This is a genomic window from Kitasatospora sp. NPDC041917 (assembly GCF_055589745.1).
Genome location: NZ_JBVJBI010000010.1, coordinates 171286 through 196163, shown reverse-complemented (window position 1 = coordinate 196163; position 24878 = coordinate 171286). Strand labels below are relative to the sequence as shown.

The 24878-nt window shown below is 68.5% G+C and carries 35 protein-coding genes; 32 read left to right on the top strand and 3 right to left on the bottom strand.

Annotated features, from left to right (window positions below):
- Positions 1-14: 14 nt before the first annotated feature.
- Positions 15-614, bottom strand: a complete 600-nt coding sequence (rfbC, locus tag ACZ6EM_RS15365) for a dTDP-4-dehydrorhamnose 3,5-epimerase (protein WP_359897519.1) — start codon at positions 612-614, stop codon at positions 15-17.
- Complete coding sequence (gene rfbA / locus ACZ6EM_RS15360) at positions 611-1486, bottom strand: glucose-1-phosphate thymidylyltransferase RfbA (RefSeq protein WP_452179449.1); 876 nt, start codon at positions 1484-1486, stop codon at positions 611-613. The genes rfbC and rfbA overlap by 4 nt, the downstream gene beginning before the upstream one ends.
- Before the next feature lie 81 nt (positions 1487-1567).
- On the opposite strand from rfbA, the gene rfbB reads away from it, so the two are divergent.
- From rfbB to ACZ6EM_RS15330, 6 genes are all read left to right on the top strand, one after another.
- Positions 1568-2545 carry a dTDP-glucose 4,6-dehydratase gene (rfbB, locus tag ACZ6EM_RS15355; protein WP_359897517.1) on the top strand — a complete coding sequence of 326 codons (978 nt, stop codon included), beginning with the start codon at positions 1568-1570 and terminating at the stop codon, positions 2543-2545.
- Entirely contained in the window at positions 2542-3477 is a 936-nt protein-coding gene (gene rfbD / locus ACZ6EM_RS15350) for a dTDP-4-dehydrorhamnose reductase (RefSeq protein WP_452179450.1), read from the top strand. The genes rfbB and rfbD overlap by 4 nt, the downstream gene beginning before the upstream one ends.
- A gap of 17 nt (positions 3478-3494) precedes the next feature.
- The gene (locus ACZ6EM_RS15345; protein WP_452179451.1) at positions 3495-4811 is read left to right on the top strand and encodes a lipopolysaccharide biosynthesis protein; all 1317 of its coding nucleotides are present in this window, start codon (positions 3495-3497) and stop codon (positions 4809-4811) included.
- A gap of 68 nt (positions 4812-4879) precedes the next feature.
- Positions 4880-5569 carry a glycosyltransferase family 2 protein gene (locus ACZ6EM_RS15340; protein WP_359897515.1) on the top strand — a complete coding sequence of 230 codons (690 nt, stop codon included), beginning with the start codon at positions 4880-4882 and terminating at the stop codon, positions 5567-5569.
- The gene (locus ACZ6EM_RS15335; protein ID WP_401044046.1) at positions 5566-5964 is read left to right on the top strand and encodes a DUF2304 domain-containing protein; all 399 of its coding nucleotides are present in this window, start codon (positions 5566-5568) and stop codon (positions 5962-5964) included. The genes ACZ6EM_RS15340 and ACZ6EM_RS15335 overlap by 4 nt, the downstream gene beginning before the upstream one ends.
- A gap of 4 nt (positions 5965-5968) precedes the next feature.
- Positions 5969-6874: a glycosyltransferase family 2 protein gene (locus ACZ6EM_RS15330; protein ID WP_359897513.1), complete on the top strand. Its 906-nt coding sequence runs from the start codon at positions 5969-5971 to the stop codon at positions 6872-6874.
- A gap of 87 nt (positions 6875-6961) precedes the next feature.
- Here ACZ6EM_RS15330 and ACZ6EM_RS15325 read toward each other — a convergent pair whose 3' ends face one another.
- Entirely contained in the window at positions 6962-8578 is a 1617-nt protein-coding gene (locus ACZ6EM_RS15325) for a hypothetical protein (RefSeq protein WP_465772534.1), read from the bottom strand.
- Between the two features lie 432 nt (positions 8579-9010).
- Here ACZ6EM_RS15325 and ACZ6EM_RS15320 point away from each other — a divergent pair, with 432 nt between their 5' ends.
- From ACZ6EM_RS15320 to mscL, 26 genes are all read left to right on the top strand, one after another.
- Complete coding sequence (locus ACZ6EM_RS15320; RefSeq protein WP_401044042.1) at positions 9011-10822, top strand: hypothetical protein; 1812 nt, start codon at positions 9011-9013, stop codon at positions 10820-10822.
- 392 nt (positions 10823-11214) lie between these two features.
- Entirely contained in the window at positions 11215-11523 is a 309-nt protein-coding gene (gene rpsJ / locus ACZ6EM_RS15315; RefSeq protein WP_012785157.1) for a 30S ribosomal protein S10, read from the top strand.
- A 14-nt stretch (positions 11524-11537) separates the two neighbouring features.
- Positions 11538-12185 carry a 50S ribosomal protein L3 gene (gene rplC / locus ACZ6EM_RS15310; protein WP_189916064.1) on the top strand — a complete coding sequence of 216 codons (648 nt, stop codon included), beginning with the start codon at positions 11538-11540 and terminating at the stop codon, positions 12183-12185.
- A gap of 5 nt (positions 12186-12190) precedes the next feature.
- Positions 12191-12868, top strand: coding sequence for a 50S ribosomal protein L4 (rplD, locus tag ACZ6EM_RS15305; RefSeq protein WP_359897509.1), 678 nt, complete (start codon positions 12191-12193; stop codon positions 12866-12868).
- Complete coding sequence (gene rplW, locus ACZ6EM_RS15300) at positions 12868-13185, top strand: 50S ribosomal protein L23 (protein ID WP_030280768.1); 318 nt, start codon at positions 12868-12870, stop codon at positions 13183-13185. Before rplD ends, rplW begins: the two co-directional genes overlap by 1 nt.
- Before the next feature lie 43 nt (positions 13186-13228).
- Positions 13229-14065: a 50S ribosomal protein L2 gene (gene rplB / locus ACZ6EM_RS15295; protein WP_320440637.1), complete on the top strand. Its 837-nt coding sequence runs from the start codon at positions 13229-13231 to the stop codon at positions 14063-14065.
- Positions 14066-14076: 11 nt separating this feature from the next.
- Positions 14077-14358, top strand: a complete 282-nt coding sequence (rpsS, locus tag ACZ6EM_RS15290) for a 30S ribosomal protein S19 (RefSeq protein ID WP_030055821.1) — start codon at positions 14077-14079, stop codon at positions 14356-14358.
- Positions 14359-14415: 57 nt separating this feature from the next.
- Complete coding sequence (rplV, locus tag ACZ6EM_RS15285; RefSeq protein WP_030055822.1) at positions 14416-14763, top strand: 50S ribosomal protein L22; 348 nt, start codon at positions 14416-14418, stop codon at positions 14761-14763.
- A complete protein-coding gene (gene rpsC / locus ACZ6EM_RS15280; protein ID WP_359820416.1) occupies positions 14763-15587 on the top strand; it encodes a 30S ribosomal protein S3 in 825 nt (274 codons plus the stop codon). Before rplV ends, rpsC begins: the two co-directional genes overlap by 1 nt.
- A 5-nt stretch (positions 15588-15592) precedes the next feature.
- Positions 15593-16012 carry a 50S ribosomal protein L16 gene (gene rplP, locus ACZ6EM_RS15275; protein ID WP_030055824.1) on the top strand — a complete coding sequence of 140 codons (420 nt, stop codon included), beginning with the start codon at positions 15593-15595 and terminating at the stop codon, positions 16010-16012.
- Complete coding sequence (rpmC, locus tag ACZ6EM_RS15270; protein ID WP_063348970.1) at positions 16012-16236, top strand: 50S ribosomal protein L29; 225 nt, start codon at positions 16012-16014, stop codon at positions 16234-16236. The genes rplP and rpmC overlap by 1 nt, the downstream gene beginning before the upstream one ends.
- Positions 16236-16508 carry a 30S ribosomal protein S17 gene (rpsQ, locus tag ACZ6EM_RS15265; protein ID WP_030055826.1) on the top strand — a complete coding sequence of 91 codons (273 nt, stop codon included), beginning with the start codon at positions 16236-16238 and terminating at the stop codon, positions 16506-16508. The genes rpmC and rpsQ overlap by 1 nt, the downstream gene beginning before the upstream one ends.
- A 102-nt stretch (positions 16509-16610) precedes the next feature.
- Positions 16611-16982, top strand: coding sequence for a 50S ribosomal protein L14 (gene rplN, locus ACZ6EM_RS15260; RefSeq protein ID WP_030393301.1), 372 nt, complete (start codon positions 16611-16613; stop codon positions 16980-16982).
- A 15-nt stretch (positions 16983-16997) separates the two neighbouring features.
- On the top strand, positions 16998-17309 hold the full coding sequence (gene rplX, locus ACZ6EM_RS15255; RefSeq protein ID WP_030055828.1) for a 50S ribosomal protein L24: 312 nt from the start codon (positions 16998-17000) through the stop codon (positions 17307-17309).
- Positions 17309-17878, top strand: coding sequence for a 50S ribosomal protein L5 (gene rplE / locus ACZ6EM_RS15250; RefSeq protein ID WP_030393302.1), 570 nt, complete (start codon positions 17309-17311; stop codon positions 17876-17878). The genes rplX and rplE overlap by 1 nt, the downstream gene beginning before the upstream one ends.
- Before the next feature lie 4 nt (positions 17879-17882).
- Positions 17883-18068: a type Z 30S ribosomal protein S14 gene (locus ACZ6EM_RS15245; RefSeq protein ID WP_030393303.1), complete on the top strand. Its 186-nt coding sequence runs from the start codon at positions 17883-17885 to the stop codon at positions 18066-18068.
- Positions 18069-18336: 268 nt separating this feature from the next.
- A complete protein-coding gene (gene rpsH / locus ACZ6EM_RS15240; RefSeq protein ID WP_033824224.1) occupies positions 18337-18744 on the top strand; it encodes a 30S ribosomal protein S8 in 408 nt (135 codons plus the stop codon).
- A 22-nt stretch (positions 18745-18766) separates the two neighbouring features.
- Positions 18767-19306, top strand: coding sequence for a 50S ribosomal protein L6 (rplF, locus tag ACZ6EM_RS15235; RefSeq protein WP_030393304.1), 540 nt, complete (start codon positions 18767-18769; stop codon positions 19304-19306).
- 3 nt (positions 19307-19309) lie between these two features.
- Positions 19310-19693 carry a 50S ribosomal protein L18 gene (gene rplR / locus ACZ6EM_RS15230; protein ID WP_030280785.1) on the top strand — a complete coding sequence of 128 codons (384 nt, stop codon included), beginning with the start codon at positions 19310-19312 and terminating at the stop codon, positions 19691-19693.
- Positions 19694-19741: 48 nt separating this feature from the next.
- The gene (rpsE, locus tag ACZ6EM_RS15225) at positions 19742-20365 is read left to right on the top strand and encodes a 30S ribosomal protein S5 (RefSeq protein WP_030055834.1); all 624 of its coding nucleotides are present in this window, start codon (positions 19742-19744) and stop codon (positions 20363-20365) included.
- Complete coding sequence (gene rpmD, locus ACZ6EM_RS15220; RefSeq protein ID WP_030055835.1) at positions 20365-20547, top strand: 50S ribosomal protein L30; 183 nt, start codon at positions 20365-20367, stop codon at positions 20545-20547. Before rpsE ends, rpmD begins: the two co-directional genes overlap by 1 nt.
- 2 nt (positions 20548-20549) lie before the next feature.
- Positions 20550-21002: a 50S ribosomal protein L15 gene (gene rplO / locus ACZ6EM_RS15215; RefSeq protein WP_255752515.1), complete on the top strand. Its 453-nt coding sequence runs from the start codon at positions 20550-20552 to the stop codon at positions 21000-21002.
- A gap of 310 nt (positions 21003-21312) precedes the next feature.
- On the top strand, positions 21313-22623 hold the full coding sequence (gene secY / locus ACZ6EM_RS15210; protein ID WP_359820423.1) for a preprotein translocase subunit SecY: 1311 nt from the start codon (positions 21313-21315) through the stop codon (positions 22621-22623).
- Entirely contained in the window at positions 22623-23276 is a 654-nt protein-coding gene (locus tag ACZ6EM_RS15205; RefSeq protein ID WP_401046066.1) for an adenylate kinase, read from the top strand. Before secY ends, ACZ6EM_RS15205 begins: the two co-directional genes overlap by 1 nt.
- 117 nt (positions 23277-23393) lie before the next feature.
- On the top strand, positions 23394-24233 hold the full coding sequence (gene map, locus ACZ6EM_RS15200) for a type I methionyl aminopeptidase (RefSeq protein WP_401046064.1): 840 nt from the start codon (positions 23394-23396) through the stop codon (positions 24231-24233).
- Between the two features lie 131 nt (positions 24234-24364).
- Positions 24365-24790, top strand: coding sequence for a large conductance mechanosensitive channel protein MscL (mscL, locus tag ACZ6EM_RS15195; RefSeq protein ID WP_452182862.1), 426 nt, complete (start codon positions 24365-24367; stop codon positions 24788-24790).
- The last annotated feature ends 88 nt before the right edge of the window (positions 24791-24878 follow it).

Here is a 24878-nt window from a genome sequence, read left to right as displayed (position 1 = left end):
TGGGCCGGGCTGCGCTACTGCTGCTTCAGCGAGTCCGTGTAGGCCTTGCAGGCCTGGTAGTCCGGCAGCAGGCCGTCGGCGAGCGCCTCCGCGAGGGAGGGCGCCACCGCGTCGCGGGCCGAGAGCTGCGGGGCGTCGGTCGGCCACTCGATGCCGAGATCCGGGTCCAGCGGGTGCACGCCGTGCTCGCCGGTCGGGTTGTACGTCGCCGAGCAGAGGTAGGTCAGCGTGGCGTCGTCGGTGAGGGCGCAGAAGCCGTGGCCGAGGCCCTCCGGGATGTAGACGGCCTTGCGCTCGGTGTCGTCCAGCCGGACGAACTCCCACTTGCCGAAGTTCGGCGAGCCGACCCGCAGGTCGACGATGACGTCCAGCACCGCGCCGCGGGTGCAGGCCACGTACTTGGCCTGGCCGGGCGGGACGTCGGCGAAGTGGATGCCGCGGACGACGTCCTTGGCGGAGAGCGACAGGTTGGCCTGGGCCAGGTTCAGCGGGTGGCCGACGACCTCGGCGAGGCGGTCGAAGCGGTACCACTCGGTGAAGTGGCCGCGGGCGTCGCCGTGCACCTGAGGGGTGATCTCGAAGGCGCCCTCGATGGAGAGCTCACGGAACTTCACTTGGCGGCCGCCTCTTCGAGCAGGCCCACCAGGTACTGGCCGTAGCCGCTCTTCAGCAGCGGCTCGGCGAGCTCGCGCAGCTGGACGTCGTCGATCAGCCCGGCCCGCCAGACGGCCTCCTCGATGCAGCCGATCTTGAAGCCCTGGCGCTCCTCGATGACCCGGACGAACTCCGAGGCCTGGACCATCGACACGAACGTGCCGGTGTCAAGCCAGGCGGTGCCGCGGTCGAGGATCGTCACGTGCAGGTCGCCGGTGCGCAGGTAGGCGTCGTTGACGGCGGTGATCTCCAGCTCGCCGCGGGCGCTCGGCTCCAGCGTGCGGGCGATCTCGACGACCCGGTTGTCGTAGAAGTACAGGCCGGGGACGGCGTAACGGGACTTGGGCTCGGTCGGCTTCTCCTCGATGGAGATGACCTGGCCGGTCCCGTCGAACTCGACCACGCCGTACGCGGTCGGGTCGGCCACGGGGTACGCGAAGACCCGGCCGCCCTTGATGTCGGAGTGCTCGGTGAGCGCGGTGCCCAGGCCGGTGCCGTGGAAGATGTTGTCGCCGAGGATCAGGGCCACCGGCTCGTCGCCGATGAAGTCCGCGCCGAGCACGAAGGCCTGGGCGATGCCCTCGGGCTTCTCCTGGACGGCGTACTGGAGCTTCAGGCCGAACTGGGAACCGTCGCCCAGCAGTCGTTCGAACTGGTCCCGGTCGTTCGGGGTGGTGATGATCAGGATTTCGCTTATCCCGGCCATCACCAGGGTCGAGAGGGGGTAGTAGATCATCGGCTTGTCGAAGACCGGGAGGAGCTGCTTCGACACCGCACGGGTCAGGGGCCACAGCCGCGAGCCGGTGCCGCCGGCCAGGAGGATTCCACGCATGGGTGCACCCTATTCGAGATCGGTGAACGCGGGAGGGGCCGGGTCGGGAGGGCGTTCGGGCGGCGGTAGACTACGCGCATTATGCGCATCCTCGTGACCGGCGGCGCCGGATTCATCGGTTCGGAGTTCGTCCGTCAGCTCCTCGGGGCTGACGAGAATGCCCGGATCACGGTCTTTGACAAGCTCACCTACTCGGGCGTCCTGGAGAACCTCGCTCCGGTGGCCGACCACAAGGGCTACACCTTCGTCCAGGGCGACATCTGCGACGCGGACGCCGTCGACCAGGTCATGCCTGGACACGACGTGGTGGTGCACTTCGCCGCCGAGTCCCACGTGGACCGTTCGATCGCCGGCGCGGGCCCGTTCGTGCTGACCAACGTCGTCGGCACCCAGGTGCTGCTCGACGCGGCCCGCAAGCACGGCGTCGGCCGCTTCGTCCACATCTCCACCGACGAGGTGTACGGCTCGATCAACGAGGGCTCCTGGACCGAGACCTGGCCGCTCGAGCCGAACTCCCCGTACTCGGCCTCCAAGGCCTCCTCCGACCTGCTGGCGCTGGCCTACCACCGCACCCACGGCATGGACGTCGTGGTGACCCGCTGCTCCAACAACTACGGGCACTACCAGTTCCCGGAGAAGGTCATCCCGCTGTTCACCACCAACCTGATCGACGGCAAGAAGGTGCCGCTGTACGGCGACGGTGGCAACGTCCGCGACTGGCTGCACGTCTCGGACCACTGCCGGGGCATCGAGCTGGTCATGCGCGGCGGCCGCGCGGGCGAGGTCTACAACATCGGCGGCGGCACCGAGGCGACCAACAAGGAGCTGACCGGCCTGCTGCTGGAGGCCGCCGGCGCCGGCTGGGACATGGTCGAGCACGTCGCGGACCGCAAGGGCCACGACCTCCGCTACTCCATCGACATCAGCAAGATCCGCGAGGAGCTCGGCTACGAGCCGCAGGTCCGCTTCGAGGACGGCCTCGCCGCGACCATCGCCTGGTACCGCGAGAACCGCGCCTGGTGGGAGCCGCTGAAGCAGAAGGCGGCCCTGGCCAAGTGACCGCGAACGCCGCCGCGCCCGTGCGCTGGCTGGTCACCGGCGCGGCCGGGATGCTCGGGCAGGACCTGCTGTCGGTGCTGGGCGCCGACGGGACCGCCGAGATCACCGCGCTGCGCCGGGCGGACCTCGACATCACCGACGCGGCGGCCGTCCTGGCCGCCGTCGAGGGCCACGACATCGTGGTCAACTGCGCCGCGTGGACGAACGTCGACGGTGCGGAGACCGAGGAGGCAGCCGCCACCGCCGTCAACGGCACCGGCGTGCGCCACCTGGCCGCGGCCTGCGCCAGGACCGGCGCGCGGCTGCTGCACGTCTCCACCGACTACGTCCTGCCGGGCGACGCCACCGAGCCCTGCCCGGAGGACGCCCCGACCGCTCCGGTGAACGCGTACGGCCGCAGCAAGCTGGTGGGGGAGCAGGCGGTCGCCGAACTGCTCCCCGAGCACGGCTACATCGTGCGCACCGCCTGGCTGTACGGCGAGCACGGCCCGAACTTCGTGGCCACCATGCTCAAGCTCGCCGCCCAGCGGGACACCCTGGACGTGGTGGACGACCAGCACGGCCAGCCGACCTGGTCGTACGCGCTGGCCGGCCGCCTGGTCGAGCTCGGCCGGGCCGCGCTCGCCGGGCAGGCCCCGGCCGGGGTCTACCACGGCACCGCGAGCGGCCGCACCACCTGGTGCGGACTGGCCGGCGAGACCTACGCGCTGAGCGGGCTGGACCGGGAGCGGATCCGCCCGACCACGTCGGAGGCCTTCGTCCGCCCGGCCGCCCGCCCCGCCTTCAGCGTGCTGGCCCACGACCGCTGGGCCGCCGCCGGGCTGGCGCCGCTGCCCGAGTGGCGGGCCATGCTGGCCGAGGCGCTGTCCCGGCCCGTCTTCGCCGAACTGGCCGCAACGGCCCGGACCACCGAGAGCGACAGACCTCAGTGAAGAACGCACTGACGAAGGTGGCTGCCGCGCTACCGCCGGGAACCCTGGCGGTGGCCGGCGGCACCGTCGTCCTGGGTGCCGCCAACTACATCCACCTCGGGGTGGCGGGCCACAGCCTGTCCGTCGACGACATGGCGAACGTCTCGCTGCTGTGGACGATCGTGATGTCCGTCGGCATCGGCGTCTTCTTCCCGATCGAGCAGGAGCTCACCCGGATCGTCGCGGCGCGCGCGGCGCTCGGTCACGGTGCCGCGCCGGTCCTGCGCCGGGCGGCCCTGCTCACCGGCGGGATCCTCGGGGCGACCCTGATCGTCCTCGGCGCCGCCTCCGGCCCGATCGCCCGGTCGATGTTCCACGGCGACCGCTCGCTGGTGCTGGCGCTCGGCGGGGCCTTCACCGGCATGGCCGTCTGCTACCTCACCCGTGGCGTGCTGGCCGGCCTCGGCCGCTTCGGCGCGTACGGCACCCAGCTGGGCCTGGACGGCGGCCTGCGGATCGGCCTGGCCTTCGCCTGCGGCGTGGCCGGGGTGCACTCGGCGTTCGCGTTCAGCCTGATCCTGGCCGTCGCGCCGATCCTCGCCACGATCCTCACGCTGCCGCCGCTGCTGCGCGCGGTGAAGCCCGGCGAGCAGGTCGGCTGGTCCGAACTCTGCTCCGGGCTGGGCCTGCTGATCTGCTCGACGCTGCTCTCGCAGGTCGTGGTGAACGCGGCCGTGGTGAGCACCAAGCTGCTCGCGCCCTCGGACTCCGCGCTGATCGCCGCTCTGCTCAACGCGCTGGTGCTGGCCCGGGTGCCGCTGTTCGTCTTCGGTTCGCTCCAGGCCTCGCTGCTGAACGGCCTCTCCGCCGCGATCGCGGTCGGGGACCGGGCGGCCTTCACCGGGATGCTCAAGAAGATCGGCGTCGTGGTGGGCGCGCTCGGCGTGCTCGGCGGGATCCCGGCGGTCGCCCTCGGCCCGTGGCTGATCCAGGTGCTGTTCGGCGCCAAGCCGGTGCTCGGCTGCCTCGACTTCTTCTGGTTGTCCGCCGGAACCGTGGCGTACATGTTCGCGATGGTGCTCGGCCAGGCGTTGATGGTATTCAAGCGGCACAACCTTCAGCTGCTCTGCTGGGCGCTCGGCACCGCGGTCCTCGCCGGGGTGACCTTCCTGCCGGGCGAGGTGTCCACCCGCGTGATCCTTGCGTACACGGCGGGTTCCGTGGCCACCGTCCTCGGTATGCTGGCGGTGCTGAGGCAGAGTTTCGCCCGTTCGGCGACGAATTCCGCCGGCCTCGTCCAGCAGCCGGGGGACCCGAACGCCGCGGTGCTGAGCAGCCGGACGGCCGGTGAATGACCGTGTCCGCCCCTCATCTTCAGATCGCCGCGCAGCAGCGCGGGCCAGACCCCATTCATGGAGCCTCCGTGTCCCAGTACGACGATGTTTGGCTGGTGATCCCGGCCTACAACGAGGGCCAGGTGATCGCCGACGTTGTGGAGGGGGCGCGAAAGACGTTCCCGAACATCGTGGTGGTCGATGACGGCAGCGGCGACGACTCGGCCAAGCACATCATGGAGACGGGCGCGCACCTGGTGCGCCACCCGGTCAACCTCGGTCAGGGTGCCGCCCTCCAGACCGGCCTGGCCTACGCCCTGGCCCAGCCGGGCGCCAAGTACTTCGCCACCTTCGACGCGGACGGTCAGCACCAGACCGCCGACGTCGAGAAGATGGTCGCCCTGCTGCGGGAGGGCGACACGGACGTGGTCCTCGGCTCGCGCTTCATCGAGCAGAACGGGCAGGTGCCGTGGATCAAGCGGGTCGTCCTGCGCACCGCGGCGACCGTCAGCCCGACCGCTCGCAAGCTCAAGCTGACCGACTCCCACAACGGCCTGCGGGTGCTGAACCGCGAGGCCGCCGGCCGGCTGCGGATCACCATGAACGGCATGGCACACGCGTCGGAGATCGTCAGCTTCCTCGCCGGCTCGGACCTCCGGGTCGCCGAACTCCCGGTGGACATCCTGTACACCGACTACTCACGCGCCAAGGGTCAGTCCCTGATCAACGGCGTCAACATCATCTTCGACATCTCGCTGCGGGAGCGTAGCCGCCGATGAAATTCTTCTGGATCCAGCTGGTTCTCATTCTCGGCTCGGTCACTCTCGCCTTCATGTTCATCCGGCGTTGGGACCGTGCCAACACCCGCGCCTGGAAGCGCATCGCGTTCTCGGTCTTCGTGATCGTGAACATCTACGCGGTGCTGCGCCCCACCGACGTGACCTGGCTGGCCCACCAGCTCGGCGTCGGCCGCGGCACCGACCTGGTGCTGTACGTGATGGTGCTGGGCATGGGCTTCCTGACCCTGAACACCTTCCTGCGCTTCCGCTCTCTGGAGAAGAAGCTCACCGATCTGGCGCGCACCGTGGCGATCAACGAGGGCGCCCGCCTGAACGAGGAGCGCTTCGACCTGGACCTGCCGGTCTCGGCGCCGGTCGACCGAAGCAAGGTCTGATCCCGTGGCGACCTTCGAGTTCATGCTGCCGTACTACGGCGACGTGGCGCTGATGCAGGCCGCCGTGCGGAGCATCCTCGCGCAGACCGACCCGGACTTCCGGCTGACGGTCATCGACGACGGCAAGGAGCCGGACGTCCCGGGCTGGTTCGCCACGCTCGGCGACGACCGGGTGGGCTACCTGCGCAACGAGCAGAACCTCGGCATCACCAAGAACTTCCAGAAGTGTGTGGAGCTGTCCAAGGCCGACCACGTGGTCATCATGGGCTGCGACGACCTGCTGCACCCGCACTACCTGGAGACCGTCCGGTCGATCCTCAAGGCCAACCCGGACCTGGGCATGGTGCAGCCGGGCGTCGAGGTCATCGACGGCAACGGCGAGGTCAGCCGTTCCGGCCTGGCGGACAACGTCAAGGAGAAGATCTACGCGCCGACCGTCAAGGGCCGGCGGCTGATGGGCGGCGAGGAGCTGGCCGCGAGCGTGCTGCGCGGCAACTGGCTCTACTTCCCGTCGATCTGCTGGCGGGGCGAGGCGCTGCGCGCGGTCAACTTCCGTGACGAGTACTCGGTGATCCAGGACCTGGCCCTGGTCGTCGACCTGCTGGAGCGCGGCGAGCAGATGATGGTGGACAACACCACCGTCGTCTTCCAGTACCGCCGGCACGCCGTCAGCGAGTCCTCGGTGCAGGCCTTCTCCGGCACCCGGTTCACCGAGGCGGAGCGGTACTTCAACGCGGTGGCCGAGCGGATGGACGCCCGCGGCTGGCCGAAGGCCGCCCGGGCGGCCCGGTTCCGCAGCGCCTCCCGGCTGCACGCGCTCACCATGCTGCCGGGCGCGCTGAAGCGCGGCCAGCGGGACGGCGCCAAGGTCCTGGTCCGCCACGCGCTGACCGGCGGAGAGCGGCACTGACCGTTCGTAGGTCCTGATACGGCACTGGGCCGGTAGTCCGAACTCGGACTACCGGCCCAGTGCCGTTCGCGGGCGCCTCGCCACGGTCTACCAGGGCGCGCCCGAGGGGCCGAGCGGGTCGGGCTGCCGCGGCGGGTACGGGTTGACCTTCGGGCACGCGAGCTTGCCGGTGTCGGGCACCGGCTCCAGCAGGTTGCTGATGTCCGTCGGCTGGTCGCACTGGCCGTTGGGCGCGTAGCGCGAGCAGTGCCCCTTGGTGTCGGCGGTGCTCTGCGCGATCCAGGCCAGCGCGCCCGGGCCCCAGTGCGGGTCGGGCATGTACTTGCTGGCGGTGGCGGAGCCGGCCATGCCGAAGAGCAGGCCCAGCGAGCAGATGGCGCCGATGGCCACACCGCGCGGGTTGAGGCGCAGCGGGAGCCGGCGTCCGGTCTCCGCGGCCGTCTCGGCGGTGGGAGCCGCCGGGGCGCCCTGGCGGCGGCGGACGATCAGGTAGCACGCCAGCCCGACGAGGACCAGCAGGCAGTAGAGCAGCTGTGCGCTGGTGCGCGGGTAGAGCATGACGGCCTGGTCGCGCTCCATGTGGGAGGCGTACCAGTAGCGCATCAGCAGGGCGCTCGCCGTGCACGCGGCGGCGGTCAGCACGGTGGCCCGGCCGATCCCGAGGGCCAGCGCCACGCCCAGGCCGACCAGCAGGAGGATCGTGAAGAGGCCGACCCCGCCGATCTCGCCGGGGACCGGCCAGGTGCTCTGGCCGTCGGTGCCGGGGAGGTCGTCGCGCCACATCGCGAAGTAGGTGGGCTCGGTGTAGGTGTCGAAGTAGCAGTAGCGGTCGACGGTGCTGCCGGCGGACCCGAGCAGCCGGACCAGGTAGAGGCCGGCGACGACCAGGAAGACCCCGGCGGCGGCGCCGATCGCGCACAGGGCGTTGAGCAGACCGGGGGTACCGCCGCTGCGGCGGGCGCGCAGCAGCAGCACCAGGGTGAGCACCACCACTCCGGCCGCGGACCACACGAACCAGCCGGAGTAGAGGAGGAACAGCAGCCCGATCCCGAGGCCGAGCACGGCGCCGCGGACGGCGGCGGTGCGGCGCGGGAGGTCCGGGGCGCGCTGGAGGAGCTGCATCAGCTTCGCCACCACGGGGAGGAAGGCGACGAGCACGAAGGTGGTGTACGGCTTGTACGGCTGCGCCATCGGCAGGGCGGCGGTGACGCCGATCCCGAGCGCCCAGAGCGGGGGCAGCAGCAGGCGCCAGGACAGGTAGGCGAGCGGGCCCAGCAGCGCGGTGAACGCCAGGTCGGCGAGCTTGAGCGCGTAGCCCACCTGGCCGTGGGTGAGGTGCTCGGCGATGAAGGCGACGATGTGCGGGAACAGCGGCGGGTAGGCGCCGTCGAGGGACTTGCCGTCCATCAGGGCGCCGACCCAGGCCTGGAGGCTGCCGGAGTCGCCGTGCTGGGCGTACAGCGGCCAGTTGGTGTCGCGCAGCGCGAGCGAGATGCCGGCGGCCAGGACGCCGGAGGACAGGCCCGCGACCGCGGCGGCGGCGAACCGCACCGGGAGGTCCGCCCAGCGGCGCATCGCCGGCACCAGGACCAGGACGACGAGGCCGACGAGCAGCAGGAGCCGGAGCTGGAGCGCGGCGAGGCCGCTGACCTGGCCGATCCTCGACATGGGGTTCAGGTGGACGGTCCATGCCAGACCGGTCATGAACAGCGCCGCCGTGGCCGCGGTCAGGATCTCCGCGGCCCAGAGGACAGCGGGGAGGCGAAGAGCGGCTGCCCGTCTCCTCTGGCTGGGCGGTATGCCCTGATGCCTGCCCGAGGCGGGGGCGGGCTGGACGCTCGTCGTCACTGTTCGGTCCTTCTGCTTCCCGCAGCACGTGGACGCGGGGGCGGTGTGTGGTTTCGGTGGCCGGACACCGCGATTCTGCCAGCACCTCGGTCGGGGGATCAGCGCGGGCTGAACCACCGTTCCCGGGCGGGTCGTTGTCGTCCAGGGGCGAGGAGTGCGTTGGCTCCGGCCGATCACCGCGTGGCACACTGCCGATGCGCTTCGACGCGTGGTGGCAGGACCCGTGGCGCACCGTCCGGAACCGGCCATGACGAGATCGTCAACTCATACAAGTAGGGAAGTGTCTCGGTGCAGCCGCTGATCGACTCTGCCCACACGTCCGACGGGCCTCGCCGGGGTGAGGGCGGCGACGGGAGCGCGTCCGGCACCCCGGCCCCGGTCGTGCCGGTCCGGCTGCGGGCGCTCGCCGCCCACCGCTGGTTCTGGCCGGCGGCCCTGCTGCTCGGGTACGGCGCGCAGGTGGCGTTCCGCCTGGTGCTGTCGATCCACAACTACTTCCCGTCGGTGCACGCCGACGAGGACTCGTACCTGGTGATAGCGCGGGTGCTGGCCGGCCGGCCGACCACCGAGATGCCGGTCGGCGTGGTGATCCCGGGCGGTTACCCGCTGCTGATCTCGCCGGCGCTGCGGATCGCCGACAACCCGGCCACCGCGTACCACCTGGTGATGGGCATCAACGCGGTGCTCAACGCGCTGGTGTTCCCGCTGGCCGTGGTGGCCGCGCGCCGGCTGGGCCTGTCCCGGCCGCAGGCGTACCTGGTGGGCACCGCCGTGGCGCTGGTGCCGCCGGTGGTCTTCTACTCCCAGTTCGTCATGTCGGACACCGTGCTGCCGGTGCTCCTGCTGGCCTGGGTGCTCGCGATGCACGGCTGGCTCTCGCCCGGCACGGCGCGCCGCCGCGCGCTGTACGCGGCGGGGATGGGCCTGGCGGCCGGCTACACGATGGCCACCCACGACCGGGGCGGCGTGGTCGTGGCGCTGACGGCGCTGGTGCTGGTCGTGGTGCTGGTCCTCGGCTGGGCGCCGCGGCTCGCCTCGCTGGCCGGCGTCGGCGCGCTCGGGGTGTCGTACCTGGGCGCCAAGCTGCTGGCCGGCTTCGTCGAGAGCCAGTTCAAGGACGTGCCGCCGAGCGACGTCGGCAACAAGGTCTTCGAGAACCTTGAGGACAGCACGTACATCGGCACGATCGTCGCCCGCACGTTCGGGCAGCTGTGGTACTTCATGACCTCCACGTACGGCTTCGGGGCGATCGCCCTCGTGCTGTGCGTGGTGGTGGTGTTCCGGCGCCGGTACTCGGTGGCCGAGCGGGTGGTGGCCTTCACCATGGTGGCCATGCTGTTCGGCACCGCGCTGGCCTCGGCGGCCGGCCTGGCGGACAACGACCGGACCGACAACTGGGTGTACGCCCGGTACTGCGCGGTGCTGGTGCCGCTCTTCCTGGTGGTCGGCCTGACCGCGCTGTTCCGGGCCGGGGTCCGTGCGCTGCTGTGGATGGCGCTGGTCGGCACGGTGGTGATCGGTGTCATCCAGGTGTCGGTCGGCGCGTACGCGGGTGCCGCGCTCAAGCTCTGGGTCAGCCCGTGGACGGTGCCGGACGCGATGTTCCTGGCCTCGACCTGGGACGGCCTGCACATGATCCGGACGAGCTTCGGCGCGCTGGCGGTGCTGGCCGCCTGCCTGCTGCTGCGGGTGGCCGGTGGGCGCCGGGTGGTCGCCGCGGTGGTGGCCTGCCTGACGCTGTTCGCGGCCTACGCGACGATCGCCATCACCGACAACGTCTCCGAGCCGCACGCCAAGTTCCGCAAGTACCAGGCGGTCGGCGTGGCCAAGGAGGCGGGCCTGCGCAAGGGCGACAACGTGGTCCTGGACTGGGACCTCGACTGGGACACCCGGATGGCGATGGCCTACGAGGTCTACTGGGGCCGGGTCTGGACGGACAACGTCAAGGGCGGCAACGCCCCGCCGGAGAAGGCCACCGCGTTCCTGGCGGCCACCGGCAAGGACGCCCCGCCGGAGGCCAGCTGGCCGAATCCGAAGCCCGGCTGGCACGTCGCGACGTACAACAAGGACCGCGGCTGGGTGCTCTGGCGCAAGGACTGACCAGGGCGTTCACCCCATCGGGGCCGGTGAGGAGCGCCTCACCGGCCCCGATTGGCATCCGGGCTGCTCCATGTGGCAGTATGTCCAAGTTGCTCGGTTGAGTGCCGATGCTGCGCGCCTCCCGCCGGGAGGACTGGAAGCGAGTCCCATGTACTCGTCGTTCCCGTGATGGCCGTCAAGCGTGAGTTCTACGCCACGGCAGCTGCGGGGCGAAAGTACGGGAATCTTCCGGGAAGCGTGAGCGGGGCCTCGACCCGGCGCCCCCAACCCCGAAAGTTCTAAACCGACGAAGTGATTCGTTGGTTTTTTGCAAGCGCGAGTGCGACACGCCCGAGCGCGGGGGTCGGAGGGTTGTCGTGCAGTGACTAAGGACAAAGGACTACTGAGTAGCCATGGCGGGACAGAAGATCCGCATCCGGCTCAAGGCCTACGACCACGAGGTCATCGACTCTTCGGCGAAGAAGATCGTCGAGACGGTGATCCGTACTGGTGCGCAGGTCGCGGGCCCGGTGCCGCTGCCCACTGAGAAGAACGTGTACTGCGTCATCCGCTCGCCGCACAAGTACAAGGACTCGCGCGAGCACTTCGAGATGCGTACTCACAAGCGTCTGATCGACATCCTCGACCCCACGCCGAAGACGGTTGACTCGCTCATGCGTCTCGACCTGCCGGCCGGCGTCGACATCGAGATCAAGCTCTGAGAGGCGCACCGAAGATGGCTAAGCAGATTAAGGGCATCCTGGGCGAGAAGCTCGGCATGACCCAGGTCTGGGACGAGAACAACCGGGTCGTCCCGGTGACCGTCGTCAAGGCTGGGCCCAATGTCGTGACCCAGGTCCACACCGCCGACAGCCCGGCCGGCTACGACGCCGTCCAGATCGGCTTCGGCGAGATCGACCCCCGCAAGGTGAACAAGCCCCTCGCGGGTCACTTCGCCAAGGCCGGTGTCACCCCGCGCCGCCACCTGGTCGAGCTGCGTACCTCGGACGCGTCCGAGTACACCCTGGGCCAGGAGATCACCGCCGAGCTGTTCGAGGCGGGTGTCAAGGTCGACGTGACCGGCACCTCCAAGGGCAAGGGCTTCGCCGGTGTCATGAAGCGCCACAACTTCCGGGGCCTCGGCGCCGGTCACGGCGTGCAGCGCAAGCACCGTTCGCCCGGTTCCATCGGTGGCTGCGCCACCCCGGGCCGCGTGTTCAAGGGCCTGAAGATGGCCGGCCGGATGGGTCACGAGCGTGTGACCACCCAGAACCTGACCGTGCACGCGGTTGACGCGGAGAAGGGTCTGCTCCTGATCAAGGGTGCGATCCCGGGCCCGAACGGCGGCCTCGTCCTCGTCCGCACCGCGGCGAAGGGGCTGTGAAGGATATGAGCACCATTGACATCCTGTCGCCCTCGGGTGACAAGACCGGCAGCCTTGAGCTGCCGGCCGAGATCTTCGACGCGAAGGTCAGCGTTCCGCTGATGCACCAGGTCGTCGTGGCGCAGCTCGCTGCGGCCCGTCAGGGCACCCACAAGACCAAGACTCGTGGCGAGGTCCGCGGCGGCGGCAAGAAGCCGTACCGCCAGAAGGGCACCGGCCGCGCCCGTCAGGGCTCGACCCGTGCGCCGCAGTTCGCCGGCGGTGGCGTCGTGCACGGTCCCGTGCCGCGCGACTACTCGCAGCGGACCCCGAAGAAGATGATCGCCGCCGCTCTGCGCGGTGCGCTCACCGACCGGGCCCGCCACAACCGCATCCACGTCGTCACCGACGTGGTCGCGGCCGAGGTGCCGTCGACCAAGGCCGCCAAGGGCCTGTTCGGCAAGATCACCGAGCGCAAGAACGTCCTCCTGGTCGTCGAGCGCGAGGACGAGCTGGGCCTGAAGTCCGCTCGTAACCTGCCGCACGTGCACATCCTGGACGCCGGTCAGCTGAACACCTACGACGTGCTCGTCTCCGACGATGTGGTCTTCACCCAGGCCGCCTTCGAGCGTTTCGTGGCCGGTCCGGCCGCGTCCGCCAAGGCCGTTGCCGCTGAGGGCGAGCTCGAAGGGAGCGCCGCCTGATGAGCGACGTTACGAGCAAGACGTTCACGGACCCCCGTGACGTCCTGGTGAAGCCGGTCATCTCCGAGAAGAGCTACAGCCTTCTCGACGAGAACAAGTACACGTTCATCGTGTCGCCGGGCGCCAACAAGACCCAGATCAAGCAGGCCGTCGAGGCGGTCTTCTCGGTCAAGGTCGAGGCTGTCAACACGATCAACCGTCAGGGCAAGCGCAAGCGCTCCAAGACGGGCTTTGGCAAGCGCAAGGACACCAAGCGCGCCATCGTGACGCTGGCCGAGGGCAACCGCATCGACATCTTCGGTGGTCCGGTCTCCTAACGGAGATCGTGATCGTCGATAAGGACGAGGACGAGAGAGCCAAATGGGCATCCGCAAGTACAAGCCGACTACGCCGGGCCGTCGTGGCTCCAGCGTGGCCGACTTCGTAGAGATCACGCGGTCCACGCCGGAGAAGTCGCTGGTTCGCCCCCTGCACAGCAAGGGCGGCCGTAACAACGCCGGTCGGATCACCGTTCGCCACCAGGGTGGCGGTCACAAGCGCGCCTACCGCGTGATCGACTTCCGTCGTCACGACAAGGACGGCGTGCCGGCCAAGGTCGCGCACATCGAGTACGACCCGAACCGCACCGCGCGCATCGCGCTCCTGCACTACGCGGACGGCGAGAAGCGCTACATCATCGCGCCGCGCGGCATCGCGCAGGGTGACCGGATCGAGAACGGCGCTGGCGCCGACATCAAGCCGGGCAACAACCTGCCGCTGCGCAACATCCCGGTCGGTACCACCATCCACGCGGTGGAGCTGCGTCCCGGTGGCGGTGCCAAGCTGGCCCGCTCCGCCGGCTCCGGCATCCAGCTGCTGGCGCGTGAGGGCAAGATGGCGCACCTGCGCATGCCCTCCGGCGAGATCCGCCTGGTGGACGCGCGCTGCCGCGCGACCGTCGGCGAGGTCGGCAACGCCGAGCAGTCGAACATCAACTGGGGCAAGGCCGGCCGTATGCGCTGGAAGGGCGTTCGCCCGACCGTGCGTGGTGTGGCCATGAACCCGATCGACCACCCGCACGGTGGTGGTGAGGGTAAGACCTCCGGTGGTCGCCACCCGGTCTCGCCGTGGGGCCAGAAGGAGGGTCGTACCCGTCGCCCGAAGAAGGCGTCGGACGCTCTCATCGTGCGCCGCCGCAAGACCAACAAGAAGCGCTAGGAGCAGGTCAGATGCCGCGCAGTCTCAAGAAGGGCCCCTTCATCGACGGCCACCTTCTCAAGAAGGTGGACGCGCAGAACGAGGCGGGTACCCAGAACGTCATCAAGACCTGGTCCCGTCGCTCCGTGATCTTCCCGGCCATGCTCGGCCACACGATCGCGGTTCACGATGGTCGCAAGCACGTCCCGGTGTTCGTCACCGAGTCGATGGTCGGCCACAAGCTGGGCGAGTTCGCTCCGACCCGCACCTTCCGCGGCCACGTCAAGGACGACCGCAAGTCGAAGCGTCGCTAGTCGCCTGAGCTTCACCGCCAGAACGACTCAATGACTTACTCCATTAAGGGGACAACCATGGAAGCCAGGGCCCAGGCGCGGTACATCCGCGTCACGCCCATGAAGGCCCGCCGCGTGGTGGACCTCATCCGTGGCCTGCCGGCCACGGAGGCCCAGGCCGTCCTGCGTTTCGCTCCGCAGGCCGCCACCGTGCCGGTCGGCAAGGTGCTCGACAGCGCCATTGCCAACGCCGCGCACAACTACAACCACTCCAACGTGGACGACCTCGTCATCAGCGAGGCGTACGTTGACGAGGGTCCGACCCTGAAGCGGTTCCGCCCGCGTGCCCAGGGCCGCGCCTACCGGATCCGCAAGCGGACCAGCCACATCACCGTGGTCGTCAGCAGCAAGGAAGGGACCCGGTAATGGGCCAGAAGGTTAACCCGCACGGGTTCCGCCTCGGCATCAGCACGGACTTCAAGTCCCGCTGGTACGCCGACAAGCTGTACAAGGACTACGTCAAGGAAGACGTTGCCATTCGTCGCATGATGACGAAGGGCATGGAGCGCGCCGGCATCTCGAAGGTTGAGATCGAGCGCACCCGCGACCGCGTCCGCGTCGACATCCACACCGCCCGCCCCGGCATCGTCATCGGTCGCCGTGGCACCGAGGCCGACCGCATCCGCGGCGACCTCGAGAAGCTGACCGGCAAGCAGGTCCAGCTGAACATCCTCGAGGTCAAGAACCCCGAGCTGGACGCCCAGCTCGTGGCTCAGGGCGTCGCGGAGCAGCTGTCCTCGCGCGTCTCCTTCCGCCGTGCCATGCGCAAGTCGATGCAGGGCACCATGAAGTCCGGCGCCAAGGGCATCAAGGTCCAGTGCTCCGGTCGTCTCGGCGGCGCCGAGATGAGCCGTTCGGAGTTCTACCGCGAGGGTCGCGTGCCGCTGCACACCCTGCGTGCGAACGTCGACTACGGCTTCTTCGAGGCCAAGACCACCTTCGGCCGCATCGGCGTGAAGGTCTGGATCTACAAGGGCGACGTCAAGAACATCGCCGAGGTCCGCGCTGAGAACGCCGCTGCCCGCTCGGGCAACCGCCCGGCCCGTCCCGAGGGTGGTCGTCCCGCCCGCGGTGGCGACCGCCGTGGTGGCGAGCGCGGTGGCCGTGGCCGTCGCCCCGCCGCTGCCGAGGCCCCCGCGGCCGCGGCCGCCGAGGCTCCGGCTGCCGAGAACACCGGAACGGAGGCCTGACCCCAATGCTGATCCCCCGTCGGGTCAAGCACCGCAAGCAGCACCACCCCAAGCGCCGTGGCGCTGCCAAGGGTGGCACCGAGCTCGCGTTCGGCGAGTACGGCATCCAGGCCGTCACCCCGGCCTACGTGACGAACCGGCAGATCGAGTCCGCTCGTATCGCCGTCACCCGTCACATCAAGCGTGGCGGCAAGGTCTGGATCAACATCTACCCGGACCGTCCGCTCACCAAGAAGCCGGCCGAGACCCGCATGGGTTCCGGTAAGGGTTCGCCCGAGTGGTGGATCGCGAACGTGCACCCGGGTCGGGTCATGTTCGAGCTGTCGTACCCCAACGAGAAGGTGGCTCGTGAGGCGCTGACCCGCGCAGCTCACAAGCTCCCGATGAAGTGCCGGATCATCCGGCGCGAGGCAGGTGAGAGCTGATGTCGGCCGGCACCAAGGCTGCTGACCTCCGCGAGCTGGACAACGAGGGTCTCGTTGCCAAGCTCCGTGAGGCCAAGGAGGAGCTGTTCAACCTCCGCTTCCAGGCGGCGACCGGGCAGCTCGACAACCACGGACGGCTGAAGCTCGTCCGCAAGGACATCGCGCGGATCTACACCCTGATGCGCGAGCGCGAGCTGGGCATCGAGACGGTGGAGAACGCCTGATGACTGAGAACACCAACGAGACGCGCGGTTTCCGCAAGACCCGTGAGGGTCTCGTCGTCAGCGACAAGATGGACAAGACCGTCGTCGTCGCCGTCGAGGACCGCGTCAAGCACGCTCTGTACGGCAAGGTCATCCGCCGTACGAACAAGCTGAAGGCGCACGACGAGGCGAACGCCTGCGGCATCGGCGACCGGGTCCTCCTCGCGGAGACCCGCCCGCTGTCCGCGACGAAGCGCTGGCGCGTCGTCGAGATCCTCGAGAAGGCCAAGTAACGAAGCCGATGTGGTACGGCCGTATGTGCAGCGGGTCCCTGCGGGACGCCGGTGTGAGCAGCGGCCGGCCCGTCAGCTCTCGTTGACGATCAGGAGAAAGCTGTGATCCAGCAGGAGTCGCGACTGCGTGTCGCCGACAACACGGGCGCGAAGGAAATCCTTTGCATCCGCGTTCTCGGTGGCTCCGGTCGTCGCTACGCCGGTATCGGGGACGTCATCGTCGCGACCGTCAAGGACGCGATCCCCGGCGGTTCGGTGAAGAAGGGTGACGTCGTCAAGTGCGTCGTCGTCCGTACCGTGAAGTCGCGTCGTCGTCCGGATGGCTCGTACATCCGCTTCGACGAGAACGCCGCGGTTGTTCTGAAGAACACCGATGGTGACCCCCGTGGCACCCGCATCTTCGGCCCGGTGGGCCGCGAGCTGCGTGACAAGAAGTTCATGAAGATCATCTCGCTTGCGCCGGAGGTGCTCTAACTCATGGCGAACAGCATGAAGATCAAGAAGGGTGACCTGGTTCAGGTCATCACCGGCAAGGACCGCGGCAAGCAGGGCAAGGTCATCCAGGCCATGCCCGCCGAGAACAAGGTCCTGGTCGAGGGTGTGAACCGGGTCAAGAAGCACACCAAGCCGGGCCCGGGCACTCAGGGTGGCATTGTCACCGTCGAGGCCCCGGTGCACGTCTCCAACGTCCAGCTGGTCGTGGAGAAGGACGGCAAGAAGGTCGTCACCCGCGTTGGCTACCGCTTCGATGACGAGGGCAACAAGATCCGCGTTGCCAAGCGAACCGGTGAGGACATCTGATGTCTGAGACGACTGTTGAGAAGGTGACCCCCCGTCTCAAGGAGCGTTACAACTCCGAGATCAAGGGTCAGCTGCAGGAGCAGTTCTCGTACGAGAACGTCATGCTGACGCCCGGCCTGGTCAAGGTCGTCGTCAACATGGGTGTCGGCGAGGCCGCCCGTGACAGCAAGCTGATCGAGGGCGCGATCCGCGACCTGACCGCGATCACCGGTCAGAAGCCGGCCGTGACCAAGGCTCGCAAGTCCATCGCGCAGTTCAAGCTGCGCGAGGGCCAGCCGATCGGCACGCACGTCACCCTCCGCGGTGACCGCATGTGGGAGTTCCTGGACCGTCTGGTTTCGCTGGCCCTGCCGCGAATCCGTGACTTCCGCGGCCTCTCCCCGAAGCAGTTCGACGGCCGTGGCAACTACACCTTCGGTCTGACCGAGCAGGTTATGTTCCACGAGATCGACCAGGACAAGGTCGACCGTCAGCGCGGTATGGACATCACCGTCGTGACCACCGCTCAGACCGACGACGAGGGCCGGGCGCTCCTGCGCGCTCTGGGCTTCCCGTTCAAGGAGGCGTGAGCCAATGGCGAAGAAGTCCCTCATCGCGAAGGCCGAGCGGAAGCCGAAGTTCGGCGTCCGGGCCTACACCCGGTGCCAGCGCTGCGGCCGTCCGCACTCGGTGTACCGCAAGTTCGGCCTGTGCCGTGTCTGCCTCCGTGAGATGGCGCACCGCGGCGAGCTGCCGGGCGTGACCAAGAGCTCCTGGTAATCAGGGCGCTTTAGGCACACAGCGAAGCAGAGGTGCCCGATCCCACACCGGCCCGTTTTGGGCCTGCCGTACGGATTCCCGTAAGGTAGTGGGGTCGGGCCCCCTGCCACGGCTTCCCCATGGACGTCCGTGGCCCTCTCAAGGGAGGGCTCGCACCCAGTCTTACGACGTCGCAGGTCCCCTGCGCTTGTGCCCCTGACGAACTCGGAAGAGTGCGTAAGGGGGACCTGGCGCGGAGAAACCGCGGCGAGAGAGGCCTGAGGCCATCATGACCATGACCGACCCCATCGCAGACATGCTCACGCGTCTGCGTAACGCGAACTCGGCGTACCACGACACCGTGGCGATGCCGGCCAGCAAGATCAAGGCGCACGTCGCCGAGATCCTGCAGCAGGAGGGGTACATCTCCTCCTACAAGGTTGAGGAGCCCGTCGAGGGCGAGGTCGGCAAGAAGCTGACCATCGAGCTCAAGTTCGGCCCCAACCGTGAGCGCTCCATTGCCGGCATCAAGCGCATCAGCAAGCCGGGTCTGCGTGTTTACGCAAAGTCCACCAACCTGCCGAAGGTTCTCGGCGGCCTGGGCGTGGCGATCATCTCCACGTCCTCCGGCCTCCTGACCGACAAGCAGGCCGCCAAGAAGGGCGTAGGCGGAGAAGTTCTCGCCTACGTCTGGTAATTCGGGAAACGGAGGTACAGCAATGTCGCGCATTGGACGGCTGCCCATCCAGGTCCCCGCTGGCGTGGACGTCACCATCGATGGCCAGACGGTCTCGGTGAAGGGCCCGAAGGGCTCCCTCACCCACGTCGTCGCCGCGCCGATCGAGATCGGCAAGGGCGAGGACGGCATTCTGGCTGTCACCCGCCCCAACGACGAGCGTCAGTCGAAGGCCCTGCACGGCCTGACCCGCACGCTGGTGGCGAACATGATCACCGGCGTGACCGCGGGCTACCGCAAGTCGCTGGAGATCAGCGGTGTCGGCTACCGAGTTCTGGCGAAGGGCTCCGACATGGAGTTCCAGCTGGGCTACAGCCACCCGATCCTCGTCGAGGCGCCCGAGGGCATCTCCTTCGTCGTCGAGTCGGCCACCAAGTTCCACGTGGACGGCATCGACAAGCAGAAGGTCGGCGAGGTCGCCGCGAAGATCCGCAAGCTGCGCAAGCCGGACCCGTACAAGGCCAAGGGTGTCAAGTACGCGGGCGAGGTCATCCGCCGCAAGGTCGGAAAGAGTGGTAAGTAAGCGATGAGTGTCTCTGTCAAGATCGGCAAGGGCAACGCCTACAAGAGCGCCGCTCGCAAGCGCCGCGCGATCCGCGTTCGCAAGCGCGTCGTCGGCACCGAGGTGCGTCCGCGCCTCGTCGTGACGCGCTCGAACCGTCACATGGTCGCCCAGGTCATCGACGACGCCAAGGGTCACACCCTGGCGTCGGCGTCCACCCTCGACGTGTCCATCAAGGGCGCCGAGGGCGACAAGACCGAGCTGGCCAAGAAGGTCGGGAGCCTGGTCGCCGAGCGCGCCAAGGCCGCCGGCATCGAGTCGGTCGTCTTCGACCGCGCGGGCAACCGGTACGCCGGCCGCATCGCCGCCCTGGCGGACGCGGCCCGCGAGGCCGGGCTCGACTTCTAAGCCGCTCGTCGACTCTGTCGACGGACGTAAACGAGAGAGGTAATTCCAATGGCTGGACCCCAGCGCCGCGGTAGCGGCGCCGGCGGTGGCACCGGCGGTGGCGAGCGGCGCGACCGTAAGCGTGACGACCGGGGCAACGCCCCCGCCGTCGAGAAGACCGCTTACGTCGAGCGCGTCGTCGCGATCAACCGTGTCGCCAAGGTTGTCAAGGGTGGTCGTCGCTTCAGCTTCACCGCGCTGGTCGTGGTGGGCGACGGTGACGGCACCGTGGGTGTCGGTTACGGCAAGGCGAAGGAGGTTCCGGCCGCCATCGCCAAGGGTGTTGAGGAGGCCAAGAAGAACTTCTTCAAGGTCCCCCGTATCCAGGGCACCATCCCGCACCCGATCCAGGGTGAGAAGGCCGCCGGCGTCGTGCTGCTGAAGCCCGCCGCCCCCGGTACCGGTGTTATCGCCGGTGGTCCGGTGCGCGCCGTCCTGGAGTGCGCCGGCATCCACGACATCCTGTCGAAGTCGCTCGGCTCGGACAACGCGATCAACATCGTGCACGCCACCGTGGCCGCTCTGAAGGGCCTCGTGCGCCCCGAGGAGATCGCCGCCCGTCGTGGTCTGCCGCTGGAGGACGTGGCCCCCGCCGCTCTGCTGCGGGCGCGTGCTGCTGGGGTGAGCGCCTGATGGCTCGCCTGAAGATCACGCAGACCAAGTCGTACATCGGCAGCAAGCAGAACCACCGTGACACCCTGCGTTCGCTTGGTCTCAAGCGCATGCACGACGTGGTGGTCAAGGAGGACCGTCCCGAGATTCGCGGGATGGCCCACACGGTCCGTCACCTGGTGACGGTTGAGGAGGTGGACTGATCATGGGCGACAACCCGATCAAGATCCACAACCTGCGTCCCGCCCCGGGTGCCAAGACCGACAAGATCCGCGTGGGTCGTGGTGAGGGCTCCAAGGGTAAGACCGCTGGTCGTGGTACCAAGGGCACGAAGGCCCGCTACCAGGTTCCGCAGCGCTTCGAGGGTGGCCAGATGCCGCTCCACATGCGCCTGCCGAAGCTGAAGGGTTTCAAGAACCCGTTCAAGATCACCTTCCAGGTCGTCAACCTCGACAAGCTGGCCGAGCTCTACCCGCAGGGTGGAGAGGTCACGGTCGAGGACCTGGTCGCCAAGGGCGCGGTTCGCAAGAACTCCCTCGTCAAGGTGCTCGGCACCGGCGAGATCTCGGTTGCCCTGCAGGTGACGGTCGACGCCGTCTCCGGCTCGGCCGCCGAGAAGATCACCGCCGCCGGCGGTACGGTCACCGAGCTCGTCTGAGCCCGCTGACAACCGGCTTCGAGCCCCGCACCTCCTCCGGGAGGTGCGGGGCTCGCGCCGTTCCCGGGGATATCCGGCCGGACGGCGCTCGTTCTTTTGTGTGGCAAACCCGGGCATCCCGTACCCCATGAGTGGGGGAGGGGTGGTACGCGCTTCTTCCGAGTGGCTGCGCACTGTTAGAGTCCGTGGAGTTCCCTTGTAGGCTGCGCGTAGGCTCGCCTGTGCCGTCTGTACGGGAGCCCGAACCGCCAAACTCCCCATTCAGGACCGACCCTCCCGCCGACGACGCGCGGGAGGCGCAGGAGGCACCGTGCTCAGTGCGTTCGCGCGGGCGTTCCAGACGCCCGACCTGCGCAAGAAGCTGCTGTTCACGCTGGGCATCATGGTGCTGTTCCGCCTGGGCTCGCACATCCCGATCCCGGGCGTGAGCTTCACGGCCGTGAACGAGTGCGTGAAGGAGACCAAGAACAGCGGCCTCTTCGGACTCGTCAACCTGTTCAGCGGTGGCGCGCTCCTCCAGCTGACGATCTTCGCCCTCGGCATCATGCCGTACATCACGGCGAGCATCATCCTCCAGCTCCTCACCGTCGTGATCCCGCGACTGGAGATGCTGAAGAAGGAGGGACAGGCCGGCCAGGCCAAGATCACCCAGTACACCCGCTACCTGACCATCGCGCTCGCCGTGCTCCAGGGCACCGGCATCGTGGCGACGGCCTCCAGCGGTGCGCTGTTCTCCGGCTGCCCGCTGGCCAACCAGATCGTCCCGGACACCGGCGTGTTCCGGATCGCCGTCATGGTGCTCACCATGACCGCCGGCACGACGGTCATCATGTGGCTCGGCGAGCTGATCACCGACCGCGGCATCGGCAACGGCATGTCGCTGCTGATCTTCACCTCGATCGCGGCCCAGTTCCCGTCCTCGATGTGGGCGATCAAGCAGTCCGGCACCATCGGCGGCGGCTGGGTCGAGTTCCTCTCCGTGGTCGCGGTCGGCGTCATCGTCGTGATGCTGGTCATCTTCGTCGAGCAGGCCCAGCGCCGGATCCCGGTCCAGTACGCGAAGCGGATGATCGGGCGCCGCGCGTTCGGCGGGACCTCGACCTACATCCCGCTCAAGGTGAACCAGGCCGGTGTCATCCCGGTCATCTTCGCCTCGTCGCTGCTGTACATCCCCGCCCTGGTGGTCCAGCTGACCAACAGCCAGGCAGGCTGGGCCACGTGGATCCGGACGAACTTCGTCAAGGGTGACCACCCGATCTACATGGCCACCTACTTCCTGCTGATCGTCTTCTTCGCGTTCTTCTACGTCGCCATCTCCTTCAACCCCGAAGAAGTTGCCGACAACATGAAGAAGTATGGTGGGTTCATCCCGGGTATCCGGGCCGGCCGACCGACGGCCGAGTACCTGAACTACGTGCTGACCCGTATCACGTGGCCGGGTTCGCTCTACCTGGGCCTGATCGCGTTGATCCCGATGATCGCCCTGGTCGCCTTCGGACAGCAGACCAACTTCCCGTTCGGCGGCACCAGCGTGCTCATCGTCGTCGGCGTCGGACTCGAAACTGTGAAGCAGATCGAGAGCCAGCTCCAGCAGCGCAATTACGAAGGGTTCCTCCGCTGATGCGTATCGTCCTCGTTGGTCCTCCCGGGGCCGGGAAGGGTACTCAGGCGCACCTGCTCGCCAAGACCCTGTCCATCCCGCACATCTCCACCGGCGACCTGTTCCGTGCCAACATCGGCCAGGGCACCCCGCTGGGGCTCGAGGCCAAGGGCTACATGGACGCCGGCCGCCTGGTGCCGGACGAGGTCACCATCGGGATGGCCAAGGACCGCATGCTCCAGGCGGACGCCGAGAACGGCTTCCTGCTCGACGGCTTCCCCCGCAACCTGGGCCAGGCCGAGGCTCTCGACGAGTTTCTCGCCGAGAAGGGCATCAAGCTGGACGGCGTCCTGGACCTGGAGGTCCCCGAGGACGAGGTCGTCAAGCGGATCGCGGGCCGTCGCCTGTGCCGCAAGAACGGCAGCCACGTGTTCCACGTCGCGTACAACCCCCCGAAGGAGGAGGGTGTCTGCGACGAGTGCGGTGGCGAGCTCTACCAGCGCTCGGACGACACCGAGGCAGCGGTGCGCACCCGCCTGGAGGTCTACCACACGGAGACCGAGCCGATCATCGGCTACTACAAGGAGCAGGGGCTGCTGGTGACCATCCCGGCCCTCGGCAAGGTGGACGAGGTCACCACCCGCGCCATCGAGGCGCTGAAGCAGGACAGCTGAGTCTCTCGGCGAACGTACGACGGTACGGCCGGGTCGCCCGCCCCTCGCGGGTGGCCCGGCCGTTTCGGCGTCGTACGGTGGTAGCAGTGGTAATCCGGACTTGGAAGGCGTGACCAGATGGTGGAGATCAAGACCCCCGAGCAGATCGCGAAGATGCGAGCGGCCGGGCTGGTCGTCGCCGAGGCCCTGAAGGCCTGTCGCGAGGCGGTCGTCCCCGGGGTGACCACCCAGGAGCTCAACGACGTCGCGGACAAGGTCATCACCGGCCACGGTGCCACCTCGAACTTCCGGGCCCACCACGGCGGGCTCTGGTTCCCGGGCGTGATCTGCGCCTCGGTGAACAACGAGGTGGTGCACGGCATCCCCGGCGAGCGGGTGCTCCAGGAGGGTGACGTCATCTCGATCGACTGCGGCGCCATCCTGGACGGCTGGCACGGCGACTCGGCCATCACGGTGGCGGTCGGCGAGGTCCGCCCGGAGGTCGAGATGCTGAGCCGGGTCACCGAGGGCTCGATGTGGGCCGGCATCGCCCAGATGAAGAAGAACAACCGCCTGGTGGACGTCTCCAAGGCGATCGAGGGCTTCATCCGTCGCCAGCCGCTGCCGCCGAAGGGCAAGTGGGGCATCACCGAGGGCTACGGCGGTCACGGCATCGGCACCGCGATGCACATGGAGCCGCACGTGCTGAACTACGTCGAGCGCGGCCGCGGCAAGGGCCCGAAGCTGGTCCCCGGCACCGTGCTCGCGATCGAGCCGATGGTCTCGCTCGGCACCCCGCACACCACCGTGCTGGACGACGAGTGGACGGTCGTCACCAACGACGGCACCTGGGCCTCGCACTGGGAGCACTCGGTGGCCGTCACCGAGCAGGGCCCGCTGGTGCTGACCGCCTTCGACGGCGGCCGGGCCGAGCTGGCCAAGCTGGGCATCACCGCAGCTCCGGACCCCCTCGCGTAGTCGCCACGGCGCCCAACTGCCGCTGCTGACAAGGGATCAGAGCCCTGGAGGTTTGGACCTCCAGGGCTTTTGTCCTATTTTTATCGGCTGGCAGGGTCTGTAGTGGCTCACGAGCGAGCAGGAGAGAGTACGTGCTCAAGGGATTCCGCGACTTCATGATGCGCGGCAACGTCGTCGACATGGCGGTCGGTGTGGTCATCGGTGCCGCGTTCACCGCGGTGGTGACCGGCTTCGTGTCCGCCTTCCTCACCCCGCTGGTGGGCGTGGTGGTCGGTGCGGCCGGCGACTTCAGCTCGTACAAGGCGCACATCGCGGGGGTGACCTTCCCGTACGGGCAGTTCCTCAACGTGCTGATCGCGTTCTTCATGACCGCCGCGGTGCTGTACTTCTGCGTGGTGCTGCCGATCACCAAGGCGACCGCGCGCTACATGCCGAAGAAGCCGAAGACGCCGAAGCGTCCCTGCCCCGAGTGCCTGACCGAGATCCCCGAGGCCGCCCGCCGCTGCTCGGCCTGCACCGCCCACGTCGAGCCGCTGGTGGTCTTCACCAAGGCCTGACGCGACGGGTGTGACGGTGACCGCTTTCCGGGGCCCCCGTTTTGGTCCGTCGGACGCGCTGGCGTAGGATGGACCGTCGGCTCACTCG

What these genes read in the sequence shown, in the direction of transcription:
- rfbA (WP_452179449.1), bottom strand. Translation starts at nt 1,486, where the DNA reads ATGCGTGGAATCCTCCTGGCCGGCGGCACCGGCTCGCGGCTGTGGCCC.
- rfbB (WP_359897517.1), top strand. Translation starts at nt 1,568, where the DNA reads ATGCGCATCCTCGTGACCGGCGGCGCCGGATTCATCGGTTCGGAGTTC.
- ACZ6EM_RS15335 (WP_401044046.1), top strand. Translation starts at nt 5,566, where the DNA reads ATGAAATTCTTCTGGATCCAGCTGGTTCTCATTCTCGGCTCGGTCACT.
- ACZ6EM_RS15325 (WP_465772534.1), bottom strand. Translation starts at nt 8,578, where the DNA reads ATGACCGGTCTGGCATGGACCGTCCACCTGAACCCCATGTCGAGGATC.
- rpsJ (WP_012785157.1), top strand. Translation starts at nt 11,215, where the DNA reads ATGGCGGGACAGAAGATCCGCATCCGGCTCAAGGCCTACGACCACGAG.
- rplC (WP_189916064.1), top strand. Translation starts at nt 11,538, where the DNA reads ATGGCTAAGCAGATTAAGGGCATCCTGGGCGAGAAGCTCGGCATGACC.
- rplD (WP_359897509.1), top strand. Translation starts at nt 12,191, where the DNA reads ATGAGCACCATTGACATCCTGTCGCCCTCGGGTGACAAGACCGGCAGC.
- rplW (WP_030280768.1), top strand. Translation starts at nt 12,868, where the DNA reads ATGAGCGACGTTACGAGCAAGACGTTCACGGACCCCCGTGACGTCCTG.
- rplB (WP_320440637.1), top strand. Translation starts at nt 13,229, where the DNA reads ATGGGCATCCGCAAGTACAAGCCGACTACGCCGGGCCGTCGTGGCTCC.
- rpsS (WP_030055821.1), top strand. Translation starts at nt 14,077, where the DNA reads ATGCCGCGCAGTCTCAAGAAGGGCCCCTTCATCGACGGCCACCTTCTC.
- rplV (WP_030055822.1), top strand. Translation starts at nt 14,416, where the DNA reads ATGGAAGCCAGGGCCCAGGCGCGGTACATCCGCGTCACGCCCATGAAG.
- rpsC (WP_359820416.1), top strand. Translation starts at nt 14,763, where the DNA reads ATGGGCCAGAAGGTTAACCCGCACGGGTTCCGCCTCGGCATCAGCACG.
- rplP (WP_030055824.1), top strand. Translation starts at nt 15,593, where the DNA reads ATGCTGATCCCCCGTCGGGTCAAGCACCGCAAGCAGCACCACCCCAAG.
- rpmC (WP_063348970.1), top strand. Translation starts at nt 16,012, where the DNA reads ATGTCGGCCGGCACCAAGGCTGCTGACCTCCGCGAGCTGGACAACGAG.
- rpsQ (WP_030055826.1), top strand. Translation starts at nt 16,236, where the DNA reads ATGACTGAGAACACCAACGAGACGCGCGGTTTCCGCAAGACCCGTGAG.
- rplX (WP_030055828.1), top strand. Translation starts at nt 16,998, where the DNA reads ATGAAGATCAAGAAGGGTGACCTGGTTCAGGTCATCACCGGCAAGGAC.
- rplE (WP_030393302.1), top strand. Translation starts at nt 17,309, where the DNA reads ATGTCTGAGACGACTGTTGAGAAGGTGACCCCCCGTCTCAAGGAGCGT.
- ACZ6EM_RS15245 (WP_030393303.1), top strand. Translation starts at nt 17,883, where the DNA reads ATGGCGAAGAAGTCCCTCATCGCGAAGGCCGAGCGGAAGCCGAAGTTC.
- rpsH (WP_033824224.1), top strand. Translation starts at nt 18,337, where the DNA reads ATGACCATGACCGACCCCATCGCAGACATGCTCACGCGTCTGCGTAAC.
- rplF (WP_030393304.1), top strand. Translation starts at nt 18,767, where the DNA reads ATGTCGCGCATTGGACGGCTGCCCATCCAGGTCCCCGCTGGCGTGGAC.
- rplR (WP_030280785.1), top strand. Translation starts at nt 19,310, where the DNA reads ATGAGTGTCTCTGTCAAGATCGGCAAGGGCAACGCCTACAAGAGCGCC.
- rpsE (WP_030055834.1), top strand. Translation starts at nt 19,742, where the DNA reads ATGGCTGGACCCCAGCGCCGCGGTAGCGGCGCCGGCGGTGGCACCGGC.
- rpmD (WP_030055835.1), top strand. Translation starts at nt 20,365, where the DNA reads ATGGCTCGCCTGAAGATCACGCAGACCAAGTCGTACATCGGCAGCAAG.
- rplO (WP_255752515.1), top strand. Translation starts at nt 20,550, where the DNA reads ATGGGCGACAACCCGATCAAGATCCACAACCTGCGTCCCGCCCCGGGT.
- ACZ6EM_RS15205 (WP_401046066.1), top strand. Translation starts at nt 22,623, where the DNA reads ATGCGTATCGTCCTCGTTGGTCCTCCCGGGGCCGGGAAGGGTACTCAG.
- map (WP_401046064.1), top strand. Translation starts at nt 23,394, where the DNA reads ATGGTGGAGATCAAGACCCCCGAGCAGATCGCGAAGATGCGAGCGGCC.